Here is a 21,671-nt window from a genome sequence, read left to right on the forward strand (position 1 = left end):
GTCATAGCCCGGTAAAAGCCGGCGTCCGCCGCTCCAGGATCGCGGCGACGCCTTCGCGATGGTCCTCGGTCGCGTGCATCAGCCCCTGGGTCGAGGCGGACAATTCGAGAATCGTGTCATAGGTGACGGTTTGCCCCTGGCGGAGCAGCATCTTGGTCGCGCGCAGCGCCTGGGGCGGCTGGGCGGCGATTTCCTCGGCAAGACGGCGCGCCTCGGCCAATAGCAGGTCGGCTGCCACGACGCGCGACACCAACCCCCATTCGAGCGCGGTCGGCGCGTCGATCAGGCGGGCAGTATAGAAGAGCTCGGCCGCGCGGCTCATGCCGATCAGCCGGGGCAGGATCCAGGCCCCGCCATCGCCCGGGATGATGCCCAGTTTGAGGAAGGTGACGCCGAACCGGGCGTCGTCGGCGGCGATGCGGATGTCGGCGAGGCAGGCGACATCGCAGCCAAGCCCGATCGCGGCGCCATTGACGGCGGCGATGACCGGCACGTCGACCCCGTGCAGGGCGCGCAGCAATTTATGGATATTCCCCCTGTACCCCTGACGGATCTGCGCCGGATTGCCGGCGAAATTGCCCTCATGCTGCTGCATTGCCTTGACGTTGCCACCAGCGGAGAAGGCCCGGCCGGCGCCCGTCAGGATGACGACACGGATCGCGGGATCGTCGTTGATCGCCGCGCAGGCCCCGGCAAAGGCGTCGCCGTCGCCTGACTCGCCCAACGCATTGAGCGTGTCAGGCCGGTTGAGCGTGAGCGTGGCGATCGCGCCATCAATGTCCAATTTCACCAAATTCGCCGTCATCTGTTCTAACCTTCCGCCATCATGTCGCGAGGATCTGGCCTATGCTGCCGCTTTATGCCGGGAGCCAAAGGATGATCCGTTCCGCCCTGTTCGTGCCTGCCGACCGCACGGAACGCGTCGACAAGGCCCTGATGAGCGCCGCCGACCTGGTGATCGCCGACCTCGAGGATGCGGTGGCCGATCGCGACAAGGACATGGCACGCGATGCCATCCGGACGCGTCTCGACGAAGCCGGCGCTGATCCTCGCCTGGCGGTGCGGATCAACGCGCTCACCACCCCGGCCGGCATCCGCGATCTTGCAGCGCTGGCCGACCGCCCGCCTGCCTGCGTGCTTCTTCCCAAGTGCGAGAGCGTCCGCGACATCGCCATCCTGCGCGCCTCGCTCGGACCCGACACGTCGATCCTGCCGCTGATCGAAACTGCCATGGGGCTTGCCGAATGCCGGGCGGTCGCCATGGCAGGCGTCGCGGGTGTGATGCTCGGCGGCGTCGACCTCGCCGCCGAGCTCGGCCTGGAACCCGGCTGGGAAGCGTTGCGGACGGCGCGCGGGCTGATCGTGCTGGCCTGCGCCGCGGCGGGTGTGCCGGCGATCGACGCGCCGTTCATCGCCATCGATGATGTGACCGCGCTGGCCGTCGAGGCGATGGCGGCGCGCGCCATCGGTTTTTCGGCCAAGGCGGCGATCCATCCCCGTCAGCTCGAAGCCATCAACGCGACCTGGACACCAAGCGCGGCCGAGCTTTTGTTCGCGCGCGAAGCGCTGGACGCCTATCTGGCGGCCGGCGAACGTGCCATCCGCCACGCTGGCCGCATGATCGACGCGCCGGTTGCCCGCGCCCTGCGCCGCACGCTCGCCCGGACGCCCGCCCATCGCTGAAACCGTCAAAGCAGCTTTGGCGTCAGGCGGTGGGCCTCGGTCGGACCATCGGGCCATTGGCGCCTGAGCGTCTCGATCTGCTCGCGATAGCGGCCCTCGATCAACGCGTCGTCCTGGGGATGGGTGAAGATGTAGAAGTCACCCGCGGCGATCCCCTTCACGACGAGATCGCCGACGAACAGTGGATCGAGTCCGGCCGAGGCCGAGGCATCGCGGCGGCGCGTGTCGCCTTCGAAGCTGCCGCCGAACTCGTTGGGGCGATTGCGCCCCGAGTCCCACAAATCGGTACGGACCGACCCGGGACAGAGGATACTGAAGCCGACCTGATCGCCGAATTCGGTCCGCAGCGAATCGGTCATCCCGAGCACGGCATGCTTGGTCATGATGTAGACCGCGAGTCCCTTGTACGGGCCGGCGATCGAATGGTGCGAGCCGGTGTTGCAGATCCAGGCCGGGCCGCCCTGATCGACGAACCGGCGCAGGAAGACCTGACTTCCGTTCCACATGCCGAAGACGTTGACCTCGAACGACCAGCGCAGGTCATGCGGGGCGACATCGAGCGACGGACCGAGGATCGCGACACCGGCATTGTTGCAGAGAATGTCGACGCGACCGAAAGCCTCCCAGGCGCGATCGGCCAGTGCCTCGACATCACCGATCACGCGCACGTCGCAGCCGACACCGATCGCCTCGCCGCCGGCATCCACGATTCCCTGCGCCACGGCTTCCGCGCGATCGGGCTGCACGTCGGCGACGACCACCCGCGCGCCGGCCGCCGCCAGGCGCGTGACGATGCCGCGTCCGATCCCGCTCGCCGCACCGGTGACCACCGCCGCCTTGCCGCGAACATCCATCCCAGTCTGCGTCATCCGCCACTCCCATTTGCTTGCCCGCACCGTCTACCGCGCGGACGGACCCGCTGCGCATATTGGTTTGTCGATGATGAGGAGCCGCGCCCCTAACTACGCCGCGCCTCAGTGAAATTCGGGCTCGACCCAGCCCGGGAAGATGTCCGGCAGCCCGGCGCTGAGCCGTTCGGGGAAATGGGACGACCGTTTCTCGAGGAACGCGGCAACGCCCTCCTTGACGTCGTCGGAAACACCGCGCGCCCGGATCGCCCTCGTGTCGGCGCGATGCGCTTCCATCGGGTGCGGGTAACCGGACATCCGCCACAGCATCTGGCGAGTCAGCGCGATCGAGACCGGCGCGGTCTCATCGATGATCCCGTGAGCAAAGGCGCGGGCGGCGGGCAGCAATTCTTCCGGCGCGTGGATCGATTTGACGAAGCGTTCGCGCAACGCCTCTTCCGCCGGGATGATGCGGCCGGTGAAGCACCATTCGAGGGCGGTCTGCATGCCAACCTGGCGCGGCAGGAACCAGGTCGACGCGCCCTCCGGCGTCACGCCGCGGCGCGCGAAGATAAAGCCCCATTTCGCATGGGTCGAGGCAAGGCGGAAGTCGAAGGCGCAGGTGATCGACGCCCCGGCGCCGGCCGCGGCGCCGTTGATCGCGCCGATCACCGGCTTCAGGCTGTTGAAGATCCGGATGGTGACCATCCCGAGACCATCGCGCGCGATTCCATTGACCACGACATTGTCCTCGGCGCGATCGCCCCGCGCTTGCGGATCGAAGGTCTTCGCGCCGGACGAAACGTCGGCGCCCGCGCAAAACGCCTTGCCCGCGCCGGTCACGATCACCGCGCGCACGGCATCATCCGCGTCGCTCAGATCGAAGGCCTCGAGCAGTTCGTGGCGCATGCGCGTGTCGTAGACATTCATTTTGTCCGGACGATTCAGCGTGATCGTCGCGATGCCGTCCTCGACCGCGTAGATTATCCTCTCGAAAGCCTTAGTCATGCCGATCCCCATCCTTGATCCTTTGCCCGGCCTCACCCATAACCGATGACATCTCCATTTCTCAAGAAGACTTGTCCCATGCCGCTGCCAGCCCTCCTCCAGAATCGCCTGCGCCTCCCCGTGGTCGGGTCGCCGATGTTCATCGTGTCCAATCCGAAGCTGGTGATCGCGCAGTGCAAGGCGGGAATCGTCGGCTCGTTCCCCGCGCTCAGCGCACGCAGCAGCGACATGCTCGACGAGTGGCTCGCCGAGATCACGCAAACGCTCGCCGACCATGATCGCGCCAATCCCGACGCACCATCGGCTCCGTTCGCGGTCAATCAGATCGTCCACCGCACCAACGCGCGGCTCGAAGGCGATCTCGCGCTGTGCGCGAAACACAAGGTGCCGATGATCATTACCTCGCTTGGCGCGCGGACGGAGATATTCGACGCGATCCATGATTTCGGCGCGTTCGTGATGCACGACGTGATCAACGACCGGTTCGGGCGCAAGGCGATCGAGAAAGGCGCGGACGGCCTGATCGCCGTGGCGGCCGGCGCCGGGGGGCATGCCGGGGCGACCTCGCCCTTCGCGCTGGTGGCCGAACTGCGCCGCTGGTTCGAGGGCACGCTGGCGCTGTCGGGATCGATCGCGACCGGGCGCGCGATCCTGGCCGCGCAAGTCCTCGGCGCCGATCTGGCTTATATCGGATCGCCGTTCATCGCGACCGAGGAAGCCAATGCGCTCGATGCCTATAAGCAGATGATCGTCGCCAGCGCATCCGACGACGTCGTCTACACCGATTTCTTCAGCGGCGTGCGCGGCAACTATCTCAAGCCGTCGATCGCGGCTGCCGGGCTCGATCCCGACAATCTCGATCGCAGCGATCCGTCGAAGATGAGTTTCGCGTCGGGCGGTGCCAAGGCCTGGAAGGACATCTGGGGCTGCGGCCAAGGGATCGGCGCGATCGACAAGGTGCAACCCGCAGCCGACCTCATCGCGCAGCTTCGCACCGACTATGACGCCGCGCGGCGGGACTTGCCGGCTAGCGGCGCCCCCAGCCAGTCACTCGCGGCCGTTGCGGCCTGATCGCCTTGGCCTGGAGCGATCCCATTCCGTCGCCGGCCAAGCGGGCGGTCACCATCACCGGACGGGCCAACCGCATGACGGTGGCGCTCGAGGACAATTTCCATCACTTCCGCCTGGTGCTCGACCATGACGGCACCAGCGTCACCGCGATCACCGCGGTGGCCGTGCGCCATCCCTGGTCGCTCTGCCCGCTGGCCATCCGCCAGCTCGACCGGTTCGTCGGCCGGCCGCTCGAAGTCGATCAAGGCAAGATCGCCCGGGATATCGATGCGACCGAGCAATGCACCCATCTGATGGACCTGGCCGTGCTGGCGATGTCAGCTGCCGCGCGCGGGGTGGAGCATCGGCGCTACGATATGACCGCGACGCGCCTTCCCACCCGCCGGATGAGCGCGAGGCTGCGCCGCGATGACGGGATGGCGATCGATCTCGAGCTCAACGACAATCGGATCATCTCGCCGCCCGAATTTGCCGGTATCGGTATCAAGCGCGGCTTCAGCCAATGGGCGAACAACACGCTCCCGCCCGACCTCGCGGAAGCCTTGCTGCTGTTCCGCCGTACGATCTTCATCGGCGGTGGACGGCGCGATCTGGATGAACGCGCCACTGCGGCGGAAGGCGCGCGCAACCTGGGCGCATGTTTCGTGATGCAGCCCAGCCGCGCGTTGCGGGCATTGCGCATGGTCGGCAGCACGCTTGACTTCGGGGAGGGCGAGGGCCCGCTGCCGGCAACTCGAGCGACGTGACGCCCGTTGCCCGTTCGGTCAGGACGATTGCGGCGGAAGCGGCAGGACAGCGTCCATATCGACGGTCGGATCCGGTGCATTGGCCTTCCAGCGCACCGAGCCGAACGGCCGCTCAAGCATGCGCCGCACAATGGGCGGCGCATCGCCGGCATGGAAGGCGGTCACCGCAGCCTGCAGCTCGCGATCGGCCAGGGTGGCCCGCGTCCGCGCCCGCAAATAATCGTGCCAGGTGGGATAGTGAAACCGGAAGATCCACAGCCATTCGTCGGTGATGTCGCGCGAGATCGCCACCGCATAGGCCCCGTTGCGCTCGAAGCTGCGCTGCAACCGGCGTGCGGCATGATAGAAATCGCGCGCGGCTCCGGGGTCCACGCGGTAGATCACTTCGAGCGTGATCGGTCCGCTGCGGCCACTCAGGTCGAGGGCGATCGCCGGATCGCCGCGGCGCGGCGCGACCTCGCCGGCGCGGGCGTCGGTGTCGGGGAGCTTCAACCAGCGCGACAGCGGCACCAATCCGAGGACCAAAAGCCCGGCGGCCGCTAGGGCTACCGGCACGCCATGGACTTCGGCGACCCGGCCCCAGCACCAGCTTCCCACCGCCAGGCCGCCGCCTACCGCTGCCTGATAGGCTGCCAGCGCGCGTCCCGAGACCCAGCGCGGCGAGGCGAGCTGGACCGAGATGTTGAACATGGAAATGCTCGTCATCCAGCCGGCCCCGGCAACCAGCAGCGCGCCCGTGCTCAGCGGCAACGACCGGCTGACGGCGACCGTCAGCAACGCGCTTCCCAGCAACAGCGCGGAAATCCGGGAAGCGCCTTCAGCGCCGAACGCCGCGCGGATCCGATCGATCGCCAGCGCCGCCGTGACCGCGCCCAGCCCGAAGGAGCCGAGCAGCAAGCCATAGGTCATCGCACTGCCGTGGAGCACATCGCGCGCGACGATCGCGAGCAGCGCATAGGCGACGCTGCCGCCAAAGGCACAGAGCAACGAGCGGAGGATGACACGCCGGATCGGCGGCGCCAGGCCGACATACCGCATGCCCGAGATGACGGCGCGATCGATCCGCTCCGGTGGAAGGCGTGGCGGCTCCTGGCGACGGCGCCAGAACAGGAGGGCGAGCATCAGCGGCAGGAACAGCAACGCGTTGACGCCAAAGGCAAGCGCGGACCCGAGCGACGCGACAAGCACGCCGCCGAGCGCCGGCCCGACGCTGCGCGCCACATTGTTGGAGATGCTGTAGAGCGCGACGGCGGCCGGGAGCGCGTCGCGCCCGACCAGTTCGACCGCCGACGACTGCCATGCCGGGCTGTAGAGTGCCGTGCCGGTGCCGACGACAAAACAGCACAACAGGAGCAAGGGCGGCGATATCAGGTGGAACAGCGACAGCAGCGCGAGCGCGGCGGCCCCGCAAAAGGCGATTCCGAGCGCCGCGATCGCGACCTTGCGGCGGTCGTACATATCGGCGATCGCGCCCGCCGCGAGCGCGAAGCACAGGATTGGCGCCATGGTCGCCGTCTGCACCATCGCCACCATGTCGGCGCGATGCGTGAGCGTCAGCATCAGCCAGCCGGCACCGACCGCCTGCACATGCTGCCCGAGGTTCGAGAACAGGCTCGCCCCCCAGATCCGACGAAAGGCCAGCTGCCGGAACGGCGCGGCGATGCCGCCGGGTTCCTCCGTCATCCGCCGTCCCCCCACCCTGCGGCCGTGATCGGCGATAGCCGCGCGCGCAAGAGGTCAGAGGAACGCACGGATTTCCTCGATGAAGACGTCCTCGCGATCGTGATGAACCCAATGACCCGCGCCCTCCACCGTCACGACCCGCGCATTGGCGAAATGATCGGCGCGCCCGTCGAGGGCGGGATTGGACGCCCAGCTCTCGGCACCATAGACCAGCAATGTCGGGCAGGCGATCCGCGACCAGAATTCGGCGGGCAAGGTAAGGTGCAGGTCCATGATCTGGATCGTCCGCACGTAGTTGTCGAACTTCCAGCCATAAGTGCCGTCTTCGTGGCGCAGCAAGCCGTGGCGCGTGAGATGCCGGGCCCGTGTCTCGTCGAGCCGGGGATTCTCCTCCCGCATCCGGTCGAGCGCCGCCTCGACACTGGGATAGCGCCGGGGCGTCCGCGCGGCGACGTCGCGGCGCTTCTCGATCCAGGACCGCAAATGATCGACCAGCGGCGTGGTCTGGTTCTCCGCCACCTTCTCCGGCGACGGGCCGAGCCCCTCGATCGCTACAACCTTGGCGACTTCCTCGGGAAAGAGCCCCGCATAGCGCAGGGCGATATTGCCGCCCAGCGAATGAGCGACGATCGGCACCGGTGCCAGGCCGAGCTGGCGGACCAGTTCGGCGAGATCATAGACATAGGAAATCATCGAATAGGCGCCGTCCGGCGACCAGGCGCTGTCGCCATGGCCGCGCAGATCGGGGGCGATGACGTGCCAGTCCTTGCGCAGTTCGGTCGCGATCCAGTCCCAGTTGCGGCAATGGTCGCGTCCCCCGTGCAGCAGGATCAGCGGCGGTGCCTCGGGATTGCCCCAATCGACATAATGCAGCCGCTGGCGCTGGGACAGGAAGAAATAGGAAGCCGGCTCGAGCATCGATTCATCATTCTCCGGGGCGCGCGCCGATCGGGACGCGACCCTTGCATAAATCGATGATATGTCAATTTCGATACCGGATTTTATGAAGCATCTAGGAAATATGCCCTTCATTCCCGCCGAATCGACGATGATAGCCGAGACTCCATCTTTTATTTAGGGTAGTCGTTCCCGCGATCCGTCGTAAGCGTATGCCTCACGGGACACCGGCGTTGCTAGGCATGGGGGATCAAGGGGCTCAAGCGAGAAGAATCGATGAATTTTCCTGTCTGGTCGTCGGATGTGCAAGACACGGTCACCGCGGTGCTACGCCGCGCGGTGGCCGAATTCGCGGATCGCACATTCCTCGATTTCACCGGCGAGCTGTACACCTATGCCGAGTTCGACACCCGTTCGACCCGATTGGCGCATGGACTCGCCGCCCGCGGCGTGAAGCGGGGAGACCGGGTCGGCAGCCAGCTCGACAGCAATATCGATGCGGTGACGCTATGGCTGGCGCTCAACAAGCTCGGCGCCGTCCATGTGCCGGTGAACACCGCCTATAAGGGCGAGTTTCTCCGCCATCAGTTGAACGACGTTCAGTGCGCCCTGATCGTCGCCGAGGCCGACTATGCCCCGCGGGTAGTCGATATCGCCGAAGGACTGCCCTCCAGCGAGCGATTGCTGGTGCGCGGCGATGGTCCCTTGCCGGGCTGCGAACAATTGGCGGTCGAACGGCTCGCCAATGCCTTTAGCGACAACCTCACGCCCATTCCCGACGAGAACGCAGCGGGCGACTTGTGCATGCTGATCTTCACCGGTGGAACCACCGGGCCCTCCAAGGCGTGCATGATCAGCCACAATTACGCCTGCAACCTCGCCCGCCAGCTGCTCAAGCGCGAGCAGCGCAGCAAGGACGATGTCAACTGGACCCCGCTGCCGCTCTTCCACTCGAACGCGCTCGCGGGATCGATCCTGACATCGATGATGGTGGGCGCTCGCACCGCGCTCTTCCCGCGCTTCTCGGTCTCCAAATTCTGGGATGATGTCGAGCGCAGCGGCGCGACGATCGTCAATCTCCTGGGATCGATGTTGACCTTCATCGGCAACGCCGCCGATTGCGACGCCGCGAAGCGCTATTTCGGGAAGGTGCGCGCGGTACGCGGCAGCCCGTTCCCGCCCGAGCTCCAGGAAATCTGGCGGCAGCGCTTCGGGATCAAATATGCCGGATCCAATACCTACGGGCTGACGGAGGCGGCACGGGTCACCAGCCTGCCCGATGGTGAATATGCCCCACCCGGCTCGTCGGGCCGGGTCAACGAAGATTTCGACGTCCGCATCGTCGACGACAATGACAATGAAGTAGCGCCGGGTACGCCGGGCGAGATCGTCATCCGTCCGCGTCACCCCAACATCATGTTCGACGGCTATTGGAACCGCCCGGAGGAAACGCTCAGGATCATGCGCAACCTCTGGCTGCACAGCGGCGACATCGGCAAGATCGACGAAGATGGCTTCTTCTATTTCATCGACCGCAAGAAGGACTATCTGCGCCGGCGCGGCGAGAATATTTCGAGCTATGAGCTCGAGAACAGCATCAAGCTGCACCCGCTGGTCAAGGACGTCGCCGTCCATGCGGTGCTCGCCGAATCGGAGGATGAGGTGAAGGCAACCGTCGTCCTTACCGACGAGGCGGTCATTTCCCATGAGGAGTTCTGCCGCTGGTGCGCTGATCGCGTCCCCTATTTCGCCGTGCCGCGCTATTTCGAGTTCCGCGCCGATCTGCCGCGCAATCCGGTGGGTCGCGTCCTCAAATATCAGTTGCGCGATGAAGGCTGCACACCTGACACCTGGGATCGCGAGACAGCGAATTTCGAACTCGAGAAGCGTTGACCTGGGCACCGAGCGGAAGGAACGACCATGCCGGAACGGGAAAAGCAGGCGAGCGACGATCTCGCCGCCATTCCGCGGCGCAACCTGCCGGCGCTGAACGAGCGCAACGCCTTCTTCTGGCAGGCGGGCAAGGACAATGTGCTGCGCTTCTATCGCTGTAAGCCGTGCGGCCATTATATTCACCCCGCCGCGCCGATCTGCCCGATCTGCCATGCGCGCGATGTCGGTCCCGAAGACGTGTCGGGACGGGCGACGATTGCCACCTTCACGATCAACCGCCAGCCATGGGAACCGGGCCTCGAAGCACCCTTCGTCGTGGCAATCGTCGAGATCGAGGAGCAGCCGGACGTTCGGCTGACGACCAACATCGTCAATTGCGGCATTGAAGACGTCTATATCGGCATGCCGGTCAAGGTCCTGTTCGATCATCGCGAGGACGTTTGGCTGCCCTTGTTCGAGCCGGCCTGAGCTTCGCGATACGGACGGGCCGCGCACCGCGCGGCCTGTCCTTGTCGATACCAACGCACGGCTTGCCTGTGGCCGATACGGTCATGGACTGCATGGCGGCGGCGTCCCCTGACCAAATCATCCACACCTTCGTCGCGCCCTGCCTTACGCAGGCCGGCACGGGACATAGCGAAAGGGGCCCCGCTGTTGAGCGGTGCCCCTCCCCCTTGCCGGCACGTTCGACGTCAGAACTCGACGCGCGCGCCGATCTTGAAGGCCCTGCCAAGCACGTCGAAATAGGAAGGCGACGTGCTTGAATAGGCACTCGGCGCCACGGGTGGATCGCGGTTCCACAAGTTTGTCACCGCCCCGTAGAACTCAAAGCCCTTCTTGTCGCTCATCGGCACTTTGAACCCGAAGGCAAGGTTCTGGTACACGCGTCCGTCCACATGGTTGTTGTTGATGCTGTTGGACAGTGACGGGCTATAGCCCGGATCCGTCGGGTCGATGTTGGTCGCGTCATAGGTGCCGCCCTTGATATAGCGGGTCTCGAGCGAGACGCGGAACCTGCTGTCCTCATAGCCGATCGTGCCGTCCATCACGAGATCGGGACCGGTCAAGAGCCCGATGACCTGCCCCAGCATGCCGGCACGGTTGACCGACCCGGCGGAATCGATCGTCGTCAGCTCGAACGCCTTGGACGCGAACAGCGACGCGGTGAGCCGGCCGCCGAGACTGTTCGAGACCTTGTTCAGTGGCAGCGAGTAATCGAGCTGCACATCAAGACCGCGTGCCTTGATGCCTCCGAAATTGAGATAGGTGTCGAGCACGCCCGTCAGCACATGCGTCGTCGGATCGCGCGTCATCAATGCGCAGAATTCGGTAGCACCCGCAGCACAGCGCTGGATGATATTGAGGGCACCGAGCCTGCCGATCGCGTTGGTCAGGTGGATATTATAGTAGTCGACCGAGATCGTCAGGCCTGGCACGATGTTCGACGGCGAGACCACCGCGCCGAGGGTCCAGGTATCGGCCTTTTCCGGACTCAGATTGGGATTGCTGCTGGACGTCACGAGGATTGGCGCCTGGGTGCCAGATCCCAGCGGATTGCCGGGTCCGATAAAGTCGGTGAACTGACCGGGCGCCTGCGTGCGGCCGCTGAACAATTCCGTGGCGTTCGGCGCCCGGATGTCACGCGAGCGTGTCGCGCGCAACCGCAGCCCCTGGAACGGCTCGTAGACCAGGCCGCCTTTCCACGTCCAGGTCGTGCCGCTGATATTGTAGCTGGTGAGCCGCACCGCGCCGTTGAGCTCGAGATTGTGGAGGAGAGTCATATCCTTGGCGAGCGGTACGGTCGCCTCGAGATACCCCTCCTTCACGTCCACGAGGCCGCGATAGCGCTGGCCATTGCCTTGCGCGAACGCGAACGCGAGCGAGAGCGGGTCGGCATCGCCCTTGATGATGTCCTTGCGATACTCTCCGCCGAACGCGACCGTTACCGGCCCGGCCCAGGTCTTGAACGGGCTGCCGGACAGGTTGAGCCCGGCGACATTCTCGGTGACCGTCGTCGTCACCGTGCCAGTCCCATAGGCATAGTTGAACGCAGCCTGCGAATATTGGTTGGAGCCGAACAGGTTGAGCGGCACGCAGGCCGGATCATCATTGCTCGTGATCGCATCAGCATTGACACCGCAGACGATCTGGCCGGCGCTGTTCGTCCGTGCGTCGAGCGCCTTGTTGAAATTGGCGGTGATACGATTGTTGGCCGTGACCAAAGTCAGCTTGGTATAGCCATATTGGTAGAAGGCATCCCATTTCCAACTGCCGCCGAGGCTGCCGCGCAAGCCACCGGCGAACTGGTACATCTGGGTATGGTTGAATTGCTGCGGGTTGATGTCCTCGTTGAGGCGGCCCATCTGGAACGAGGTGATGCCGAGCGCGGCCGCCTGGTTGCGGACGGCGGTCGGCAGGAAAGGATTGGCCGCATTGATGGTCAAGCTGCCGAAGTCGACCTGGCGGGCTCGCGCCTGGCTGTCCAGCTTGCCCCAGTTGCCGCTGAAATAGAGTTCGACGGCGTCGCTGAACTTGTAGTTGCCCGATGCATAAGCCAGCATGCGGCGTACCGGCATTTCGAGCTGGGTGTCCTTGTAGAGGAAATATTCGTCATGACCGCTGCCGCCCACCATCGCGGTCGACGAGGCGGGCGAGCCGAACACATAATTGCTGGTCGACTGCCCCCCCAGGAACTGGGTGCCGCGCAGCGCCGTCGTTGTGATCAGCCCACCGGGCGCGACCGATGCATTGTGGACGTTTGAGGTGATGATGCGCGCCGGGTTGCTACCGCGGCTCGCCGGCGGAATCGCGACGGTGCCCCATTCCTGCTGGCACCAGGAGCGGCTGTAACAGTCGTCGGCAGCCGCATTGTCCTCATATTCGAACGAACCGATCAGGTGCCCCTTGCCGTCCGCAAAGGAGATACCGCCGGCTGCGGCGGCGCGGAACTTGCGGGCATCGCCTGCCTCGGTGATGCCGGTCTGCACCTCGGCCTTCAGGCCCGTATAGGTACGGTCGGGAATGACGTTGATCACACCGGCCACCGCGTCGGCGCCATAAGCGGCCGATGCGCCGCCCGTCACCACTTCGGCCCGGCTGGTCAGCATCGAGGGGAGCAAGTTGAGGTCGACGGTCCCGAGACTGGTGGTCGGGGTAAACCGGCGGCCGTCGAACAGCACCAGCGTGCGGTTCGCGCCCATACCGCGCAGGTTGGCGAGCCGCTGCCCCGGCGGGGCGCCGGCGTCGACATAGGCCGGTCCCGCCGTGGGCACGAACTGGGGCAACAACTGCAAACCTTCGCCGATATTGCGGATACCCATCTTCTGCAGACTGTCGGCACCCAGCACCGTGACCGGGGTCGGCGCATCGGCACCGCTTCGCGCCGTGCGCGAGCCAGTGACGACAATGTCCTTGCCGATGTCGTCCTGCGGCGCGGCGGTATCGGCCGGCGCGGTCGGCGGCGGAGCCGTATCGACGGCGGCGATCCGGGGTGCGGATTCGTTCCTGTCCTGCGCATGGGCAGCCGTCGCGACCAGCAATACCGTGCAGCTAGCGCTGACAAGGAGCGCGCGGCGTGCACGATAGTTCTGAATCTTCATGATCTTCCCTCTCCCTATGTCCGGTCTATTATTATTCGAGGCCATTTCCGACCCAGGCCGGAGCATCAGATTCTCCAAAAATGGAGACAGCGTCAACTAACGAGACATCAGCGATATTGGCGATTTCCCCTTAAAAGGACCTCTTTCGGCCACTGCCCGTACGCATAAAATTCCAGACGATCCATCGGTTCCTTGCGCCGCTCGCACGCCACAGGACGAGGATCAGGCGACGCTAAAAGCTTGTCCCGCCGTCGATATTGATCGTCGCTCCGGTCAGATAGGCGGCCCTGGCAGACAGCAGAAAGGCCATCAACTCGCCCGCCTCATCGGGTTGGCCCAATCGCTCCAACGCTACCGGCATATGAAAGACATCCCGCATCAAATGCCAGCCGGCGCGCTTCCGGTCCCACCCACGCTCGACGCAAAGGGCATCGACCCGGGCACGGGATCGTTCCGTCTCGAAGGCACCGGGGCAAACGCAATTGGCGCGAATGCCGTCCTTGCCGTGCGCCAGGGCGATATTCTTGGTCAGGTTGACGATCGCCGCCTTGCACGCGGCATATGCGGCGCGATCGGGTGACGGCACACCGGCGGTATAGGCAGCGGTGGTGACGATCGCTCCGCCCCCGGCGGTCCGGAGTCGCGGTATCGCGGCCCGCGTCGCCCGCACCGCCGACATCAGGACATCCTGGATGCACGCCTCCCAACCCGCGTCGGAGAGTTCGGCGGCATGATCGCCGGGAAAGGTGTAGCCAGTGGTGATGAGCAGGCCAGCCAACGGACCTTGCCTGTGCTCGGCGATCGCGATCGCTTCATCGACTGATCCTTCGACGGCAGCGTCGCCGGCCACGCCCGTTGCGATGATGCCGAACTCAGCGGACAGCCGCCGCGCGGCCGCCTGGGCGCTCTCCGCCGTGCGCGTCACGATCGCAAGGCGGGCACCGTCCCTCGCCAGGGTCCGGGCGGCCTCCCAGCCCATGCCCCGCGATCCACCGACAAGGACAAAAAGGCGATCCGCTACACCGAGATCCATCGCCAGGGTCCGATCAATGTGCCGCGATTCCGGCGACCGGCGCGTCCGCCACCAGGCCACGCGCCTTGAACCCTGCGAGGAAGAACGAGATCGACGCCACGAACATCACCGAAAACACCAACCCCATCGCGTAGAGAAGGGACCGGTCACCGCCGATATGATCGCTGAGCAAGCCTACCAGGACCGGCCCGACAGCGAGCGCGAAGAAATTGCTGCCAAGCTGGATGACCGACATCACGCTCGCGCGCATCTGCGAGGGTGCCAGCCCCAGCGCCAACCCGAATGCCGGGGGCAGCCATGCGCCCAGCATCACGCCCAGGCCAAGAATACAGGCAACCGCCACCGATGTGTCCGGGCTGAAGATCGCGCCCATGCCCAATGGCGTCCCCAGCAATGCCACCACACCAGCGACATAGCCCAGCCGCTCGATACCCTTGCGGGCGATCCAGCTGGAGATCGGACCTGATGCGAGGCTGCCGACGCCGCTCCCGATGCCCCCGGCGATGGCCAGGACCAATCCGGCCGTACCGATCGTCATATGGTGGCTTCGGATCATCAACGAGGCCATCCACACCCAGGTGATGTTGCTGGCCATCGAGCAACAGCTCGCGCCGAACGCGATCAGCATCAGCGCGGGATGCCGGACCATATAGGCAAAGACGGTCGTGGGCGCGGGCGACGGTGCGCTGGTCTGCGGCGCCTGGTCGCTCCCCCCGCGGACGGTTTCGCGGGCAAAGGCGAACAGGGCGATCGCGATGATGATCCCGGGAATGCCGGCGATCGCATAGACCCAACGCCATCCCGCCCATTGCGCGATATATCCGCCGACGAAGAAGATGAAGCCTTGCCCAATGGCCAGTCCCACATAGAGGAACCCGACGGCCATCGGTCGTTCGCGCGGGGTGAACACGTCACCGAGCATGGACATCGCAACGGGTGCGCCGCCAGATTCGGCGGCGCCCACGCCGAAGCGCACCAGTACCAGCGCGGCATAGGACCGGGCGAACGCACCAAGCAGGGTGATCCCGCTCCACAACGCCAGCAGGCAGGCCAGGAGATTGCGGCGGTTGCCGCGGTCGGCGATCCAACCGACCGGAATCACGAAGAGACAAAAGGCGACGCCGTGCGCCAGCCCGCCGAGGATACCGGCCTGGCCATCGGAGAGATGGAATTCGCGTTTGATCAACTCGAGGACGATCGACGTGACCGACCGGTCCATCGAGTGCGATGCATAGACCAGGGTCAGCAACGCCAGAAGCCGCCAGCGATAGCCCGGCGGCAGCGCCACGACCGGTGTGCCCTTGGCGGTGGAATGCGAGGCGGGCTGGTTATCCGCAGCCAGGGGCAGGTCGCTGCTCAAACTCTTCTCTCCATGACGCGGCCATTGTCTCGGCCCGAAAATTGATACTCGGCTCGTGCCCGGCCGCCCGTCAACCAAGGCGAGAGACGGGTTGCCAGCGCTTCAGGCGACTTCCCCCTAAGCGGCAACAATCCAGAAATCTGCGCGGGTGTGGCGCCAGCGGCCACAGGCACGCCGACCGCCGGATCAGAGGTTTTCCGCCGCGGCGGCCGGCCCGTAGGCGGTCACGAACTTCGGATCACGCTCGGGAAAAGTCACCCGGCCATCGGCCACCGCGCGCGCCAGCTCATGCGCGTCGAAGTCGTCGCTCGGGACATAGCCCGGATGCACCTCGAACCGGACCTCACCGACCCACCCCCCGCCGGCCAGCAAGGTCTTGCCGGTCTGATCCCCGGACAGGTCGCTCACCATGTAGAGCAATGTCGGCGCCACGCGATCGATGTGGAAGACGCGCTTGTAGTCGTCGCCCATATGCGCGGTCAGCGCCGTCGCCGCCGCCGGCCCGATATTCCACACGCGAATCCCGTATTTCTTGCCCTCGAGCGCCAGCGACGTGCTGAATCCGATCACCCCGCATTTGGCGGCGCCATAATTGGTCTGGCCGAAATTGCCGCGGATACCCGCCGTAGACGTGGTGTTGACGATCACGCCGCCCTGACCATTCTCCTTCATCCAGGCGAAAACCGGCTGCGTCACGCAGAAGAGCGCCTTGAGATGAACCTTCATCACGAGGTCCCATTGCCCCTCGTCCATCTTGATCAACGAGGCATCGCGCAGCACGCCTGCGTTGTTCACCAGGATATCGATGCGTGCGAAGTTGCGCAGCGCGTCCGCGAGCAGCGACTGGCCGCCGGCGATATCGCCGACATCGGCATGGTTGGCGACGGCACGCCCGCCGGCGGCGGCGATCTCGGCGACAACCGCTTCTGCGGGTCGCACCCCGCCTTCCCCGGCAGGCGCCAGGTCGTTGACGATCACCGCGGCGCCTTCGCGCGCCAATGCGAGCGCATAGGAGCGCCCGAGCCCCGATCCCGCTCCGGTGACGATCGCTACTTTTCCCTCCAGCAGACCCATGCTCGACTCCATGTTTTACGCCTGGCGTCCGGCTAATCCCGGACCTGCCATGATGTCACGATCGGCATCGCCGTTCTTTCTGGAGGTATTCGCTTAAGACCGGGGGGCGGGCTCTGGGGAAATCCTGCTCAATCCCGCCGAACCGGTCCGTCCGTTCCGCTTTTCCCGCAGTAGATTGGACCGATCAGTCCTTATCGCGAGGCGGGAATGGCAGACTATCAATTCAAGATCGATCGCACGGTCGAACCGTATGAAGGCGAGGGCGCGGTGATTCTTTCGGGCGTTCTGGACGCGGAAGCGCTGCGCGTGGAAGTTTCGAACGAAGTCTGGGCGCTCGCGCTCGGTCATTTCGGCATCGGCAAGAATGGCGAACCTGAACGGGCGACCCCGGAAATGCTGGATGCACTGGAACGCGTCGCCTTGTTCATCATGAAGCGTCGCGGCGTCCCGCAATATGGCATGCTGACCCTCTCGCTCGGCTAGCTGGCGCTTCGGCCGCTCCTTTCGCCCCGTCCTCCGCTTCAGCGCCGCCGCCGCAATTGTTCGGCGGCGTCGCGTCGCATCGGCAGCAGCACCAGCAGCGTGGCACCGCTCAATGCCGCCAATATCGCGAACGGCAAGACGAACGACGCTGCGTTCAGGACCACCCCCTGCCCCGGCCCGGCTTCCAGCAGCAGGCCCGCAAGAGTAACGCCCGCGCCAAGGCTGAGCTGCTGCGCGACGGTGAAAAGGACGGTGGTGTTCGGAACGTCCTCGGTGCGTGTGTCGGCATAGGCCAGAATCCCGGCCGGGATGAAGAAGCTGGATCGGAACAGACCCAGCAAGGCCATCGCCAGCGACATCAGCCAGATCGGCGTGCCCGGCTCGAACAGCGCCGGCACGGCCGTCAGCAAGGTCGACAGGGCAGCGAAACCGATCATCACCGTCCGGAAGCCGAGTCGGTCGAGCAGCGCAGGGGCCAGAAAACGCGCGAACAGCGATCCGAACGCCATCGCCACCAGGACCTGGCTCGACGCGAACGCCGAATAGCCAAGGCCGATCTGGAGGAGCAGTGGCAGCATGAACGTCATTGCCCCCATTGCCATGCGCTGCAGCCAGCCAACCGCGAGGCTCACACGCAAGGTATCGAGCTTGAGCAGCGCGATATCGATGATCGGATGGGCCGCGCGTCGGGCATGGATAAGATAGAGCGTGGCAAGGAGCAGTGGCGCCGTCGATGCAAACAGCCTCAGATGCCACGGGTGCCCCGTCAGAGCCCCGGTCTCGATGGTGATCATCGCGGACAGAATGGCGAGCCCGGCGAGGACAAACCCCGGCCAGTCGAATGGCCGGGCGGCATGACGCTCGATCCGGGGCACCAGGAGCGCGATCGCGATCATGCCGATGATCCCGACCGGAATGTTGATCCAGAAGATCCAGCGCCAGCTCTTGGCCTCGAGGAGAAAGCCGGCGATCGGCGGCCCGACCATCGGCGCCAGGATCGCCGGGATGGCGAACCAGCTCATCGCGCGAACCAATTCACCCTTTGGGAGGGCCGCAACAATGATCGAGCGGCCGACCGGGGTCATCATCGACCCGCCGATGCCCTGCATCACGCGCGCGAGCACGAGCCCGGTCAGCGACTGCGCCATGCCGCAGGCTATCGACCCGAGCATGAAGACAGCCATCGCGACAAGGAACAACCGCTTCGCGCCGATTCGATTGGACAGCCAGCCGCTCGCCGGCACGAGCACGGCAACGGTGGCCAGATAGGCGGTCAGCGCAAGCTTGAGCTGCACCGGATCGCTCCGCAGCCCCACCGCGAGCGCAGGCATGGCCGTCGCGAGCGCGCTCGTATCCATCAGGTCCATGAAGAGGCTGCTCGCCACCACCAGGGGGATGATCCGTCGCGCGAGTCTCGGCACGCCTTCATCTGCCGGTTCGACCGGGTCGATCACCGGAGAAACCGACTCGCCATCTCCTCTCGCATGCCCACGCACGGCCTTCCCTGCTCCCCATTTCCGAAGCTTCCGCGCAGCCACACCGGCCGCGCCGGAATCGTTGTGCGGTCTCCTGAAATGCCCGTCCATGAGCGACTCGCGACCTTTCAGGCCCCCTGCACCTAATTGCGCCCCAGACTCCACCAGGCCGATGCCGCATGCCTCCTTGCTCCATCGTCCCGACCGCTGTAAGAACAGACGAACCATCTGTTTTATCAGAACCGAATATCTGGAGAGTGAGATGAATCTGGAAGATCTGATCCTCGTGAGCGTGGACGACCACATCGTCGAACCGGAGGACATGTTCGACAAACACATGCCCGCCAAATATCGTGATCGCGCGCCGCACGTCAGCAAGGGCACCAACGGGGCGCATCACTGGCAAATCGAAGATGCGCGTGCGCCGGGCCTCGGCCTCAATGCGGTCATCGGGCGGCCCAAGGAAGAATATGGCATGGAGCCGGTCGCGTACGACCAGGTCCGGCCGGGCTGCTATGATGTCGACGCGCGCATCGGCGACATGAACGTCAATGGCGTGCTCGCCTCGATCAACTTCGGATCCTTCCCCGGCTTCGGCGGCTACCGCTTCTTCACGATGAAGGACAAGGATCTCGCGCTGGCGACGGTGCGCGCCTATAATGACTGGCACTTCCATGAATGGTGCCAGAAGTATCCCGGCCGGTTCATTCCCTGTGGCTATCTGCCGCTATGGGACGTCGATGCCGCCGCGGACGAGCTCAAGCGCATCGCCAAGCTCGGCTTCCGCACCGTTGCGTTCCCCGACAATCCCGCCAAGGTCGGCCTGCCCAGCCTGCATCACGATCAGTGGAACAAGCTGTGGAAAATCTTCAACGACGAACGCATCGTCATCAGCTGCCATATCGGATCGTCGGGCAACGCACCCTATGCGTCCGACCTCAGCCCGATCGATGCCTGGATCACCTCGATGCCGATCTCTATCGCCAACTCGGCGGCCGACTGGCTGTTCGCGGCGTTCTGGAAGAAGTTCCCGGATTTGCGCATGTGCCTGTCGGAAGGCGGCATCGGCTGGGTACCCTATCTGATCGAACGCGCCGACTTCACGGTGCAGCAGCACGGCGCCTGGATCCGCTCGAACGTCAAGGATGAAAAACCCAGTGACGTGTTCAAGCGTCATATCATCACCTGCTTCATCGACGACAAGTTCGGTCTCAAGAACCGGCATGAGATCGGCGTCGATATGATCGCCTGGGAGTGCGATTATCCGCATTCCGATGCGCTCTGGCCGCATTCGGCCGAAAACATCTGGGACCAGATCCAGGATCTCCCGGTGGATGAGATCAACAAGATGACGCACGAGAACGTCCTGCGCGAATTCCGCTGGGATCCGTTCACGCCGATGGGCGGCAAGCAGAACTGCACTGTTGGCGCGTTGCGCCAGGCGGGGATCAACGTCGACACTCGGCCGATTTCGAAGGGGGGCCTCAAGGCGCTGGGAGACGGCGAGAGCCCGGTGACCTCCGCCGACATCATCCGCATCCTGTCGCACGTCTGACGAGCTAGGCCAAACTAGGGCGGTGCGTGCTGCTTCCTAGCGCACCGCCCGTATTTTTAAGAGCTTGGCTGTCTGTCCGACGGGCCTTCAGAACGGCGCTTCATATTGAACGAGATGGGCTCCGGCCACGTGATCGGCCCTACAGCCCCGACGGGGCGCCGCCGGCCGACTGTCGCCCAATATCTCGGCAAGGCGTCGCGGCCCGTTTCCAAGCGCATCGAGCGCGAACGGGCACTCGGCGAAGGCAGCAACCGCTCGCCGACATCAAGGCCACCGGGCGCGGCTGCCCCGCGGGCAGCCCGTCAATCAGATTCGGCACTTCATCGCGACGACGGAGCGCCACGGAAGAAAGAACAAGACCATGCAAGAGACGGCTGAACGAGTGGCGACGCAATCCGGCAAGCCGGCGGCGGTGCCGATCCAGCGCATCCTGCACACGATCCACGCAGTGCGCGACTGTAATCCGGTGCGCCGCAAATATGAGGAAGTGTTCGGTGCCTGGGTCTTCGCCGAGCGCTTCCACGCCGGCGAGGATCGCGACATGGCATTGTTCTATGTCGCGAACCACATGGTGGAACCAATGGCCCCGGCACGTCCCGACGTCCACGACACGACCTTTTCGAAGTATCTCGCCAAGTACGGAGAGAGTTACCATTCGTTCGAGCTGCGCGTCGAAAGCGCACCCGTCACCGCGGCCGCGTGCGAGGCGCACGGCATGGAACTCTCCTCGGTCTACCCGCTCTTCTTCTTCGTGAAGCCGAGATCAACCGGGGGTATCGTCGTCCAGATTTGCGGCAAGCCGCTCGTTAACGACCCACAAGACTATAAGAACTGGAATCCGGACTGGATCGAAGGGCACCCGTCGACGTTGCGGCGGCTACGGCATATCGGCTGCATTGTCCGCGACATCGATCTTTCGCTCTATTTCTTCACACAGGTGATCGGCGGGAAGATACTTTCCGACGAGCGCGTGGCTGTCCCGCAGCAGGGCCGGCGCGTTGTCTTCTGTCTGGGCGACACGAACATATTGCTGTTCCAGGCGGACGACCCCGCAACCGGCCTGGCAGGCGACTATTTCAGCAAGCCCGTGTCGGGAATCTACACGCTCGTCTGGGAAGTCGACGATGTGCAGGTGGCCGAGCGCTACCTGATCGAGATCGGCATCACCCCGGAAAAGGCGACGCTCGAGGAGCATGGCATCGCCATTCCCGCCGGGCAGATGTTCGGCGCCCGCCACGAGTTCGTGGCCAGCGCATAGCGAAT

At 64.9% G+C, this 21,671-nt stretch carries 18 protein-coding genes; 8 read left to right on the forward strand and 10 right to left on the reverse strand.

Features of this window, described 5'->3' with window-relative positions; genetic code table 11:
* Position 1: 1 nt before the first annotated feature.
* Positions 2 to 805, reverse strand: a complete 804-nt coding sequence (locus P0Y59_11255; protein ID WEK02224.1) for a crotonase/enoyl-CoA hydratase family protein — start codon at positions 803 to 805, stop codon at positions 2 to 4.
* A 71-nt stretch (positions 806 to 876) separates the two neighbouring features.
* Here P0Y59_11255 and P0Y59_11260 point away from each other — a divergent pair, with 71 nt between their 5' ends.
* Positions 877 to 1,683 carry a CoA ester lyase gene (locus P0Y59_11260; GenBank protein ID WEK02225.1) on the forward strand — a complete coding sequence of 269 codons (807 nt, stop codon included), beginning with the start codon at positions 877 to 879 and terminating at the stop codon, positions 1,681 to 1,683.
* 5 nt (positions 1,684 to 1,688) lie between these two features.
* On the opposite strand, the gene P0Y59_11265 is transcribed toward P0Y59_11260, so the two are convergent.
* On the reverse strand, positions 1,689 to 2,552 hold the full coding sequence (locus P0Y59_11265) for an SDR family NAD(P)-dependent oxidoreductase (GenBank protein WEK02226.1): 864 nt from the start codon (positions 2,550 to 2,552) through the stop codon (positions 1,689 to 1,691).
* Positions 2,553 to 2,657: 105 nt separating this feature from the next.
* Complete coding sequence (locus P0Y59_11270) at positions 2,658 to 3,539, reverse strand: enoyl-CoA hydratase-related protein (protein WEK02227.1); 882 nt, start codon at positions 3,537 to 3,539, stop codon at positions 2,658 to 2,660.
* Between the two features lie 78 nt (positions 3,540 to 3,617).
* Here P0Y59_11270 and P0Y59_11275 point away from each other — a divergent pair, with 78 nt between their 5' ends.
* Both P0Y59_11275 and P0Y59_11280 read left to right on the forward strand, forming a co-directional pair.
* Positions 3,618 to 4,610: a nitronate monooxygenase family protein gene (locus tag P0Y59_11275; protein WEK02228.1), complete on the forward strand. Its 993-nt coding sequence runs from the start codon at positions 3,618 to 3,620 to the stop codon at positions 4,608 to 4,610.
* A gap of 5 nt (positions 4,611 to 4,615) precedes the next feature.
* Positions 4,616 to 5,356, forward strand: a complete 741-nt coding sequence (locus tag P0Y59_11280; protein ID WEK02229.1) for a DUF2889 domain-containing protein — start codon at positions 4,616 to 4,618, stop codon at positions 5,354 to 5,356.
* Positions 5,357 to 5,374: 18 nt separating this feature from the next.
* On the opposite strand, the gene P0Y59_11285 is transcribed toward P0Y59_11280, so the two are convergent.
* Positions 5,375 to 7,039: an MFS transporter gene (locus tag P0Y59_11285; GenBank protein WEK02230.1), complete on the reverse strand. Its 1,665-nt coding sequence runs from the start codon at positions 7,037 to 7,039 to the stop codon at positions 5,375 to 5,377.
* Between the two features lie 54 nt (positions 7,040 to 7,093).
* Positions 7,094 to 7,957 carry an alpha/beta hydrolase gene (locus tag P0Y59_11290; protein WEK02231.1) on the reverse strand — a complete coding sequence of 288 codons (864 nt, stop codon included), beginning with the start codon at positions 7,955 to 7,957 and terminating at the stop codon, positions 7,094 to 7,096.
* A gap of 255 nt (positions 7,958 to 8,212) precedes the next feature.
* Between P0Y59_11290 and P0Y59_11295 the strand changes: the two genes are divergently transcribed.
* Both P0Y59_11295 and P0Y59_11300 read left to right on the forward strand, forming a co-directional pair.
* The gene (locus P0Y59_11295) at positions 8,213 to 9,829 is read left to right on the forward strand and encodes an AMP-binding protein (protein WEK02232.1); all 1,617 of its coding nucleotides are present in this window, start codon (positions 8,213 to 8,215) and stop codon (positions 9,827 to 9,829) included.
* Between the two features lie 27 nt (positions 9,830 to 9,856).
* Positions 9,857 to 10,297, forward strand: a complete 441-nt coding sequence (locus P0Y59_11300) for an OB-fold domain-containing protein (protein WEK02233.1) — start codon at positions 9,857 to 9,859, stop codon at positions 10,295 to 10,297.
* A gap of 224 nt (positions 10,298 to 10,521) precedes the next feature.
* Here P0Y59_11300 and P0Y59_11305 read toward each other — a convergent pair whose 3' ends face one another.
* The 4 genes from P0Y59_11305 to P0Y59_11320 all read right to left on the reverse strand — a co-directional run bounded on the left by P0Y59_11305 (position 10,522) and on the right by P0Y59_11320 (position 16,895).
* Entirely contained in the window at positions 10,522 to 13,428 is a 2,907-nt protein-coding gene (locus P0Y59_11305; protein WEK02234.1) for a TonB-dependent receptor, read from the reverse strand.
* A gap of 232 nt (positions 13,429 to 13,660) precedes the next feature.
* Positions 13,661 to 14,461 carry an SDR family oxidoreductase gene (locus tag P0Y59_11310; protein ID WEK02235.1) on the reverse strand — a complete coding sequence of 267 codons (801 nt, stop codon included), beginning with the start codon at positions 14,459 to 14,461 and terminating at the stop codon, positions 13,661 to 13,663.
* 13 nt (positions 14,462 to 14,474) lie between these two features.
* Entirely contained in the window at positions 14,475 to 15,821 is a 1,347-nt protein-coding gene (locus tag P0Y59_11315; GenBank protein ID WEK02236.1) for an MFS transporter, read from the reverse strand.
* Between the two features lie 186 nt (positions 15,822 to 16,007).
* The gene (locus tag P0Y59_11320; protein WEK02237.1) at positions 16,008 to 16,895 is read right to left on the reverse strand and encodes an SDR family NAD(P)-dependent oxidoreductase; all 888 of its coding nucleotides are present in this window, start codon (positions 16,893 to 16,895) and stop codon (positions 16,008 to 16,010) included.
* A gap of 207 nt (positions 16,896 to 17,102) precedes the next feature.
* Here P0Y59_11320 and P0Y59_11325 point away from each other — a divergent pair, with 207 nt between their 5' ends.
* Positions 17,103 to 17,378 carry a hypothetical protein gene (locus P0Y59_11325; GenBank protein WEK02238.1) on the forward strand — a complete coding sequence of 92 codons (276 nt, stop codon included), beginning with the start codon at positions 17,103 to 17,105 and terminating at the stop codon, positions 17,376 to 17,378.
* Between the two features lie 38 nt (positions 17,379 to 17,416).
* Here P0Y59_11325 and P0Y59_11330 read toward each other — a convergent pair whose 3' ends face one another.
* Positions 17,417 to 18,745 (reverse strand): MFS transporter, encoded by a 1,329-nt coding sequence (locus P0Y59_11330; GenBank protein WEK02239.1) that lies wholly within the window; start codon positions 18,743 to 18,745, stop codon positions 17,417 to 17,419.
* Here P0Y59_11330 and P0Y59_11335 point away from each other — a divergent pair.
* Positions 18,708 to 20,408, forward strand: coding sequence for an amidohydrolase family protein (locus tag P0Y59_11335; protein ID WEK02240.1), 1,701 nt, complete (start codon positions 18,708 to 18,710; stop codon positions 20,406 to 20,408). The two genes, P0Y59_11330 and P0Y59_11335, sit on opposite strands and share 38 nt — an antisense overlap.
* Before the next feature lie 361 nt (positions 20,409 to 20,769).
* Positions 20,770 to 21,666, forward strand: coding sequence for a lactoylglutathione lyase (locus P0Y59_11340; GenBank protein ID WEK02241.1), 897 nt, complete (start codon positions 20,770 to 20,772; stop codon positions 21,664 to 21,666).
* Positions 21,667 to 21,671: the final 5 nt, after the last annotated feature.

The organism is Candidatus Sphingomonas phytovorans (genome assembly GCA_029202385.1).
GTDB classification, from domain to species: Bacteria; Pseudomonadota; Alphaproteobacteria; order Sphingomonadales; family Sphingomonadaceae; genus Sphingomonas; species Sphingomonas phytovorans.

Bases quoted from the DNA above. Each gene is read 5' to 3' on its own strand.
- P0Y59_11255 (WEK02224.1), bottom strand. From the start codon at position 805: ATGACGGCGAATTTGGTGAAATTGGACATTGATGGCGCGATCGCCACG.
- P0Y59_11260 (WEK02225.1), top strand. From the start codon at position 877: ATGATCCGTTCCGCCCTGTTCGTGCCTGCCGACCGCACGGAACGCGTC.
- P0Y59_11265 (WEK02226.1), bottom strand. From the start codon at position 2,552: ATGACGCAGACTGGGATGGATGTTCGCGGCAAGGCGGCGGTGGTCACC.
- P0Y59_11270 (WEK02227.1), bottom strand. From the start codon at position 3,539: ATGACTAAGGCTTTCGAGAGGATAATCTACGCGGTCGAGGACGGCATC.
- P0Y59_11275 (WEK02228.1), top strand. From the start codon at position 3,618: ATGCCGCTGCCAGCCCTCCTCCAGAATCGCCTGCGCCTCCCCGTGGTC.
- P0Y59_11285 (WEK02230.1), bottom strand. From the start codon at position 7,039: ATGACGGAGGAACCCGGCGGCATCGCCGCGCCGTTCCGGCAGCTGGCC.
- P0Y59_11290 (WEK02231.1), bottom strand. From the start codon at position 7,957: ATGCTCGAGCCGGCTTCCTATTTCTTCCTGTCCCAGCGCCAGCGGCTG.
- P0Y59_11295 (WEK02232.1), top strand. From the start codon at position 8,213: ATGAATTTTCCTGTCTGGTCGTCGGATGTGCAAGACACGGTCACCGCG.
- P0Y59_11300 (WEK02233.1), top strand. From the start codon at position 9,857: ATGCCGGAACGGGAAAAGCAGGCGAGCGACGATCTCGCCGCCATTCCG.
- P0Y59_11305 (WEK02234.1), bottom strand. From the start codon at position 13,428: ATGAAGATTCAGAACTATCGTGCACGCCGCGCGCTCCTTGTCAGCGCT.
- P0Y59_11310 (WEK02235.1), bottom strand. From the start codon at position 14,461: ATGGATCTCGGTGTAGCGGATCGCCTTTTTGTCCTTGTCGGTGGATCG.
- P0Y59_11320 (WEK02237.1), bottom strand. From the start codon at position 16,895: ATGGGTCTGCTGGAGGGAAAAGTAGCGATCGTCACCGGAGCGGGATCG.
- P0Y59_11325 (WEK02238.1), top strand. From the start codon at position 17,103: ATGGCAGACTATCAATTCAAGATCGATCGCACGGTCGAACCGTATGAA.
- P0Y59_11335 (WEK02240.1), top strand. From the start codon at position 18,708: ATGGCCGTCGCGAGCGCGCTCGTATCCATCAGGTCCATGAAGAGGCTG.
- P0Y59_11330 (WEK02239.1), bottom strand. From the start codon at position 18,745: ATGGACCTGATGGATACGAGCGCGCTCGCGACGGCCATGCCTGCGCTC.
- P0Y59_11340 (WEK02241.1), top strand. From the start codon at position 20,770: ATGCAAGAGACGGCTGAACGAGTGGCGACGCAATCCGGCAAGCCGGCG.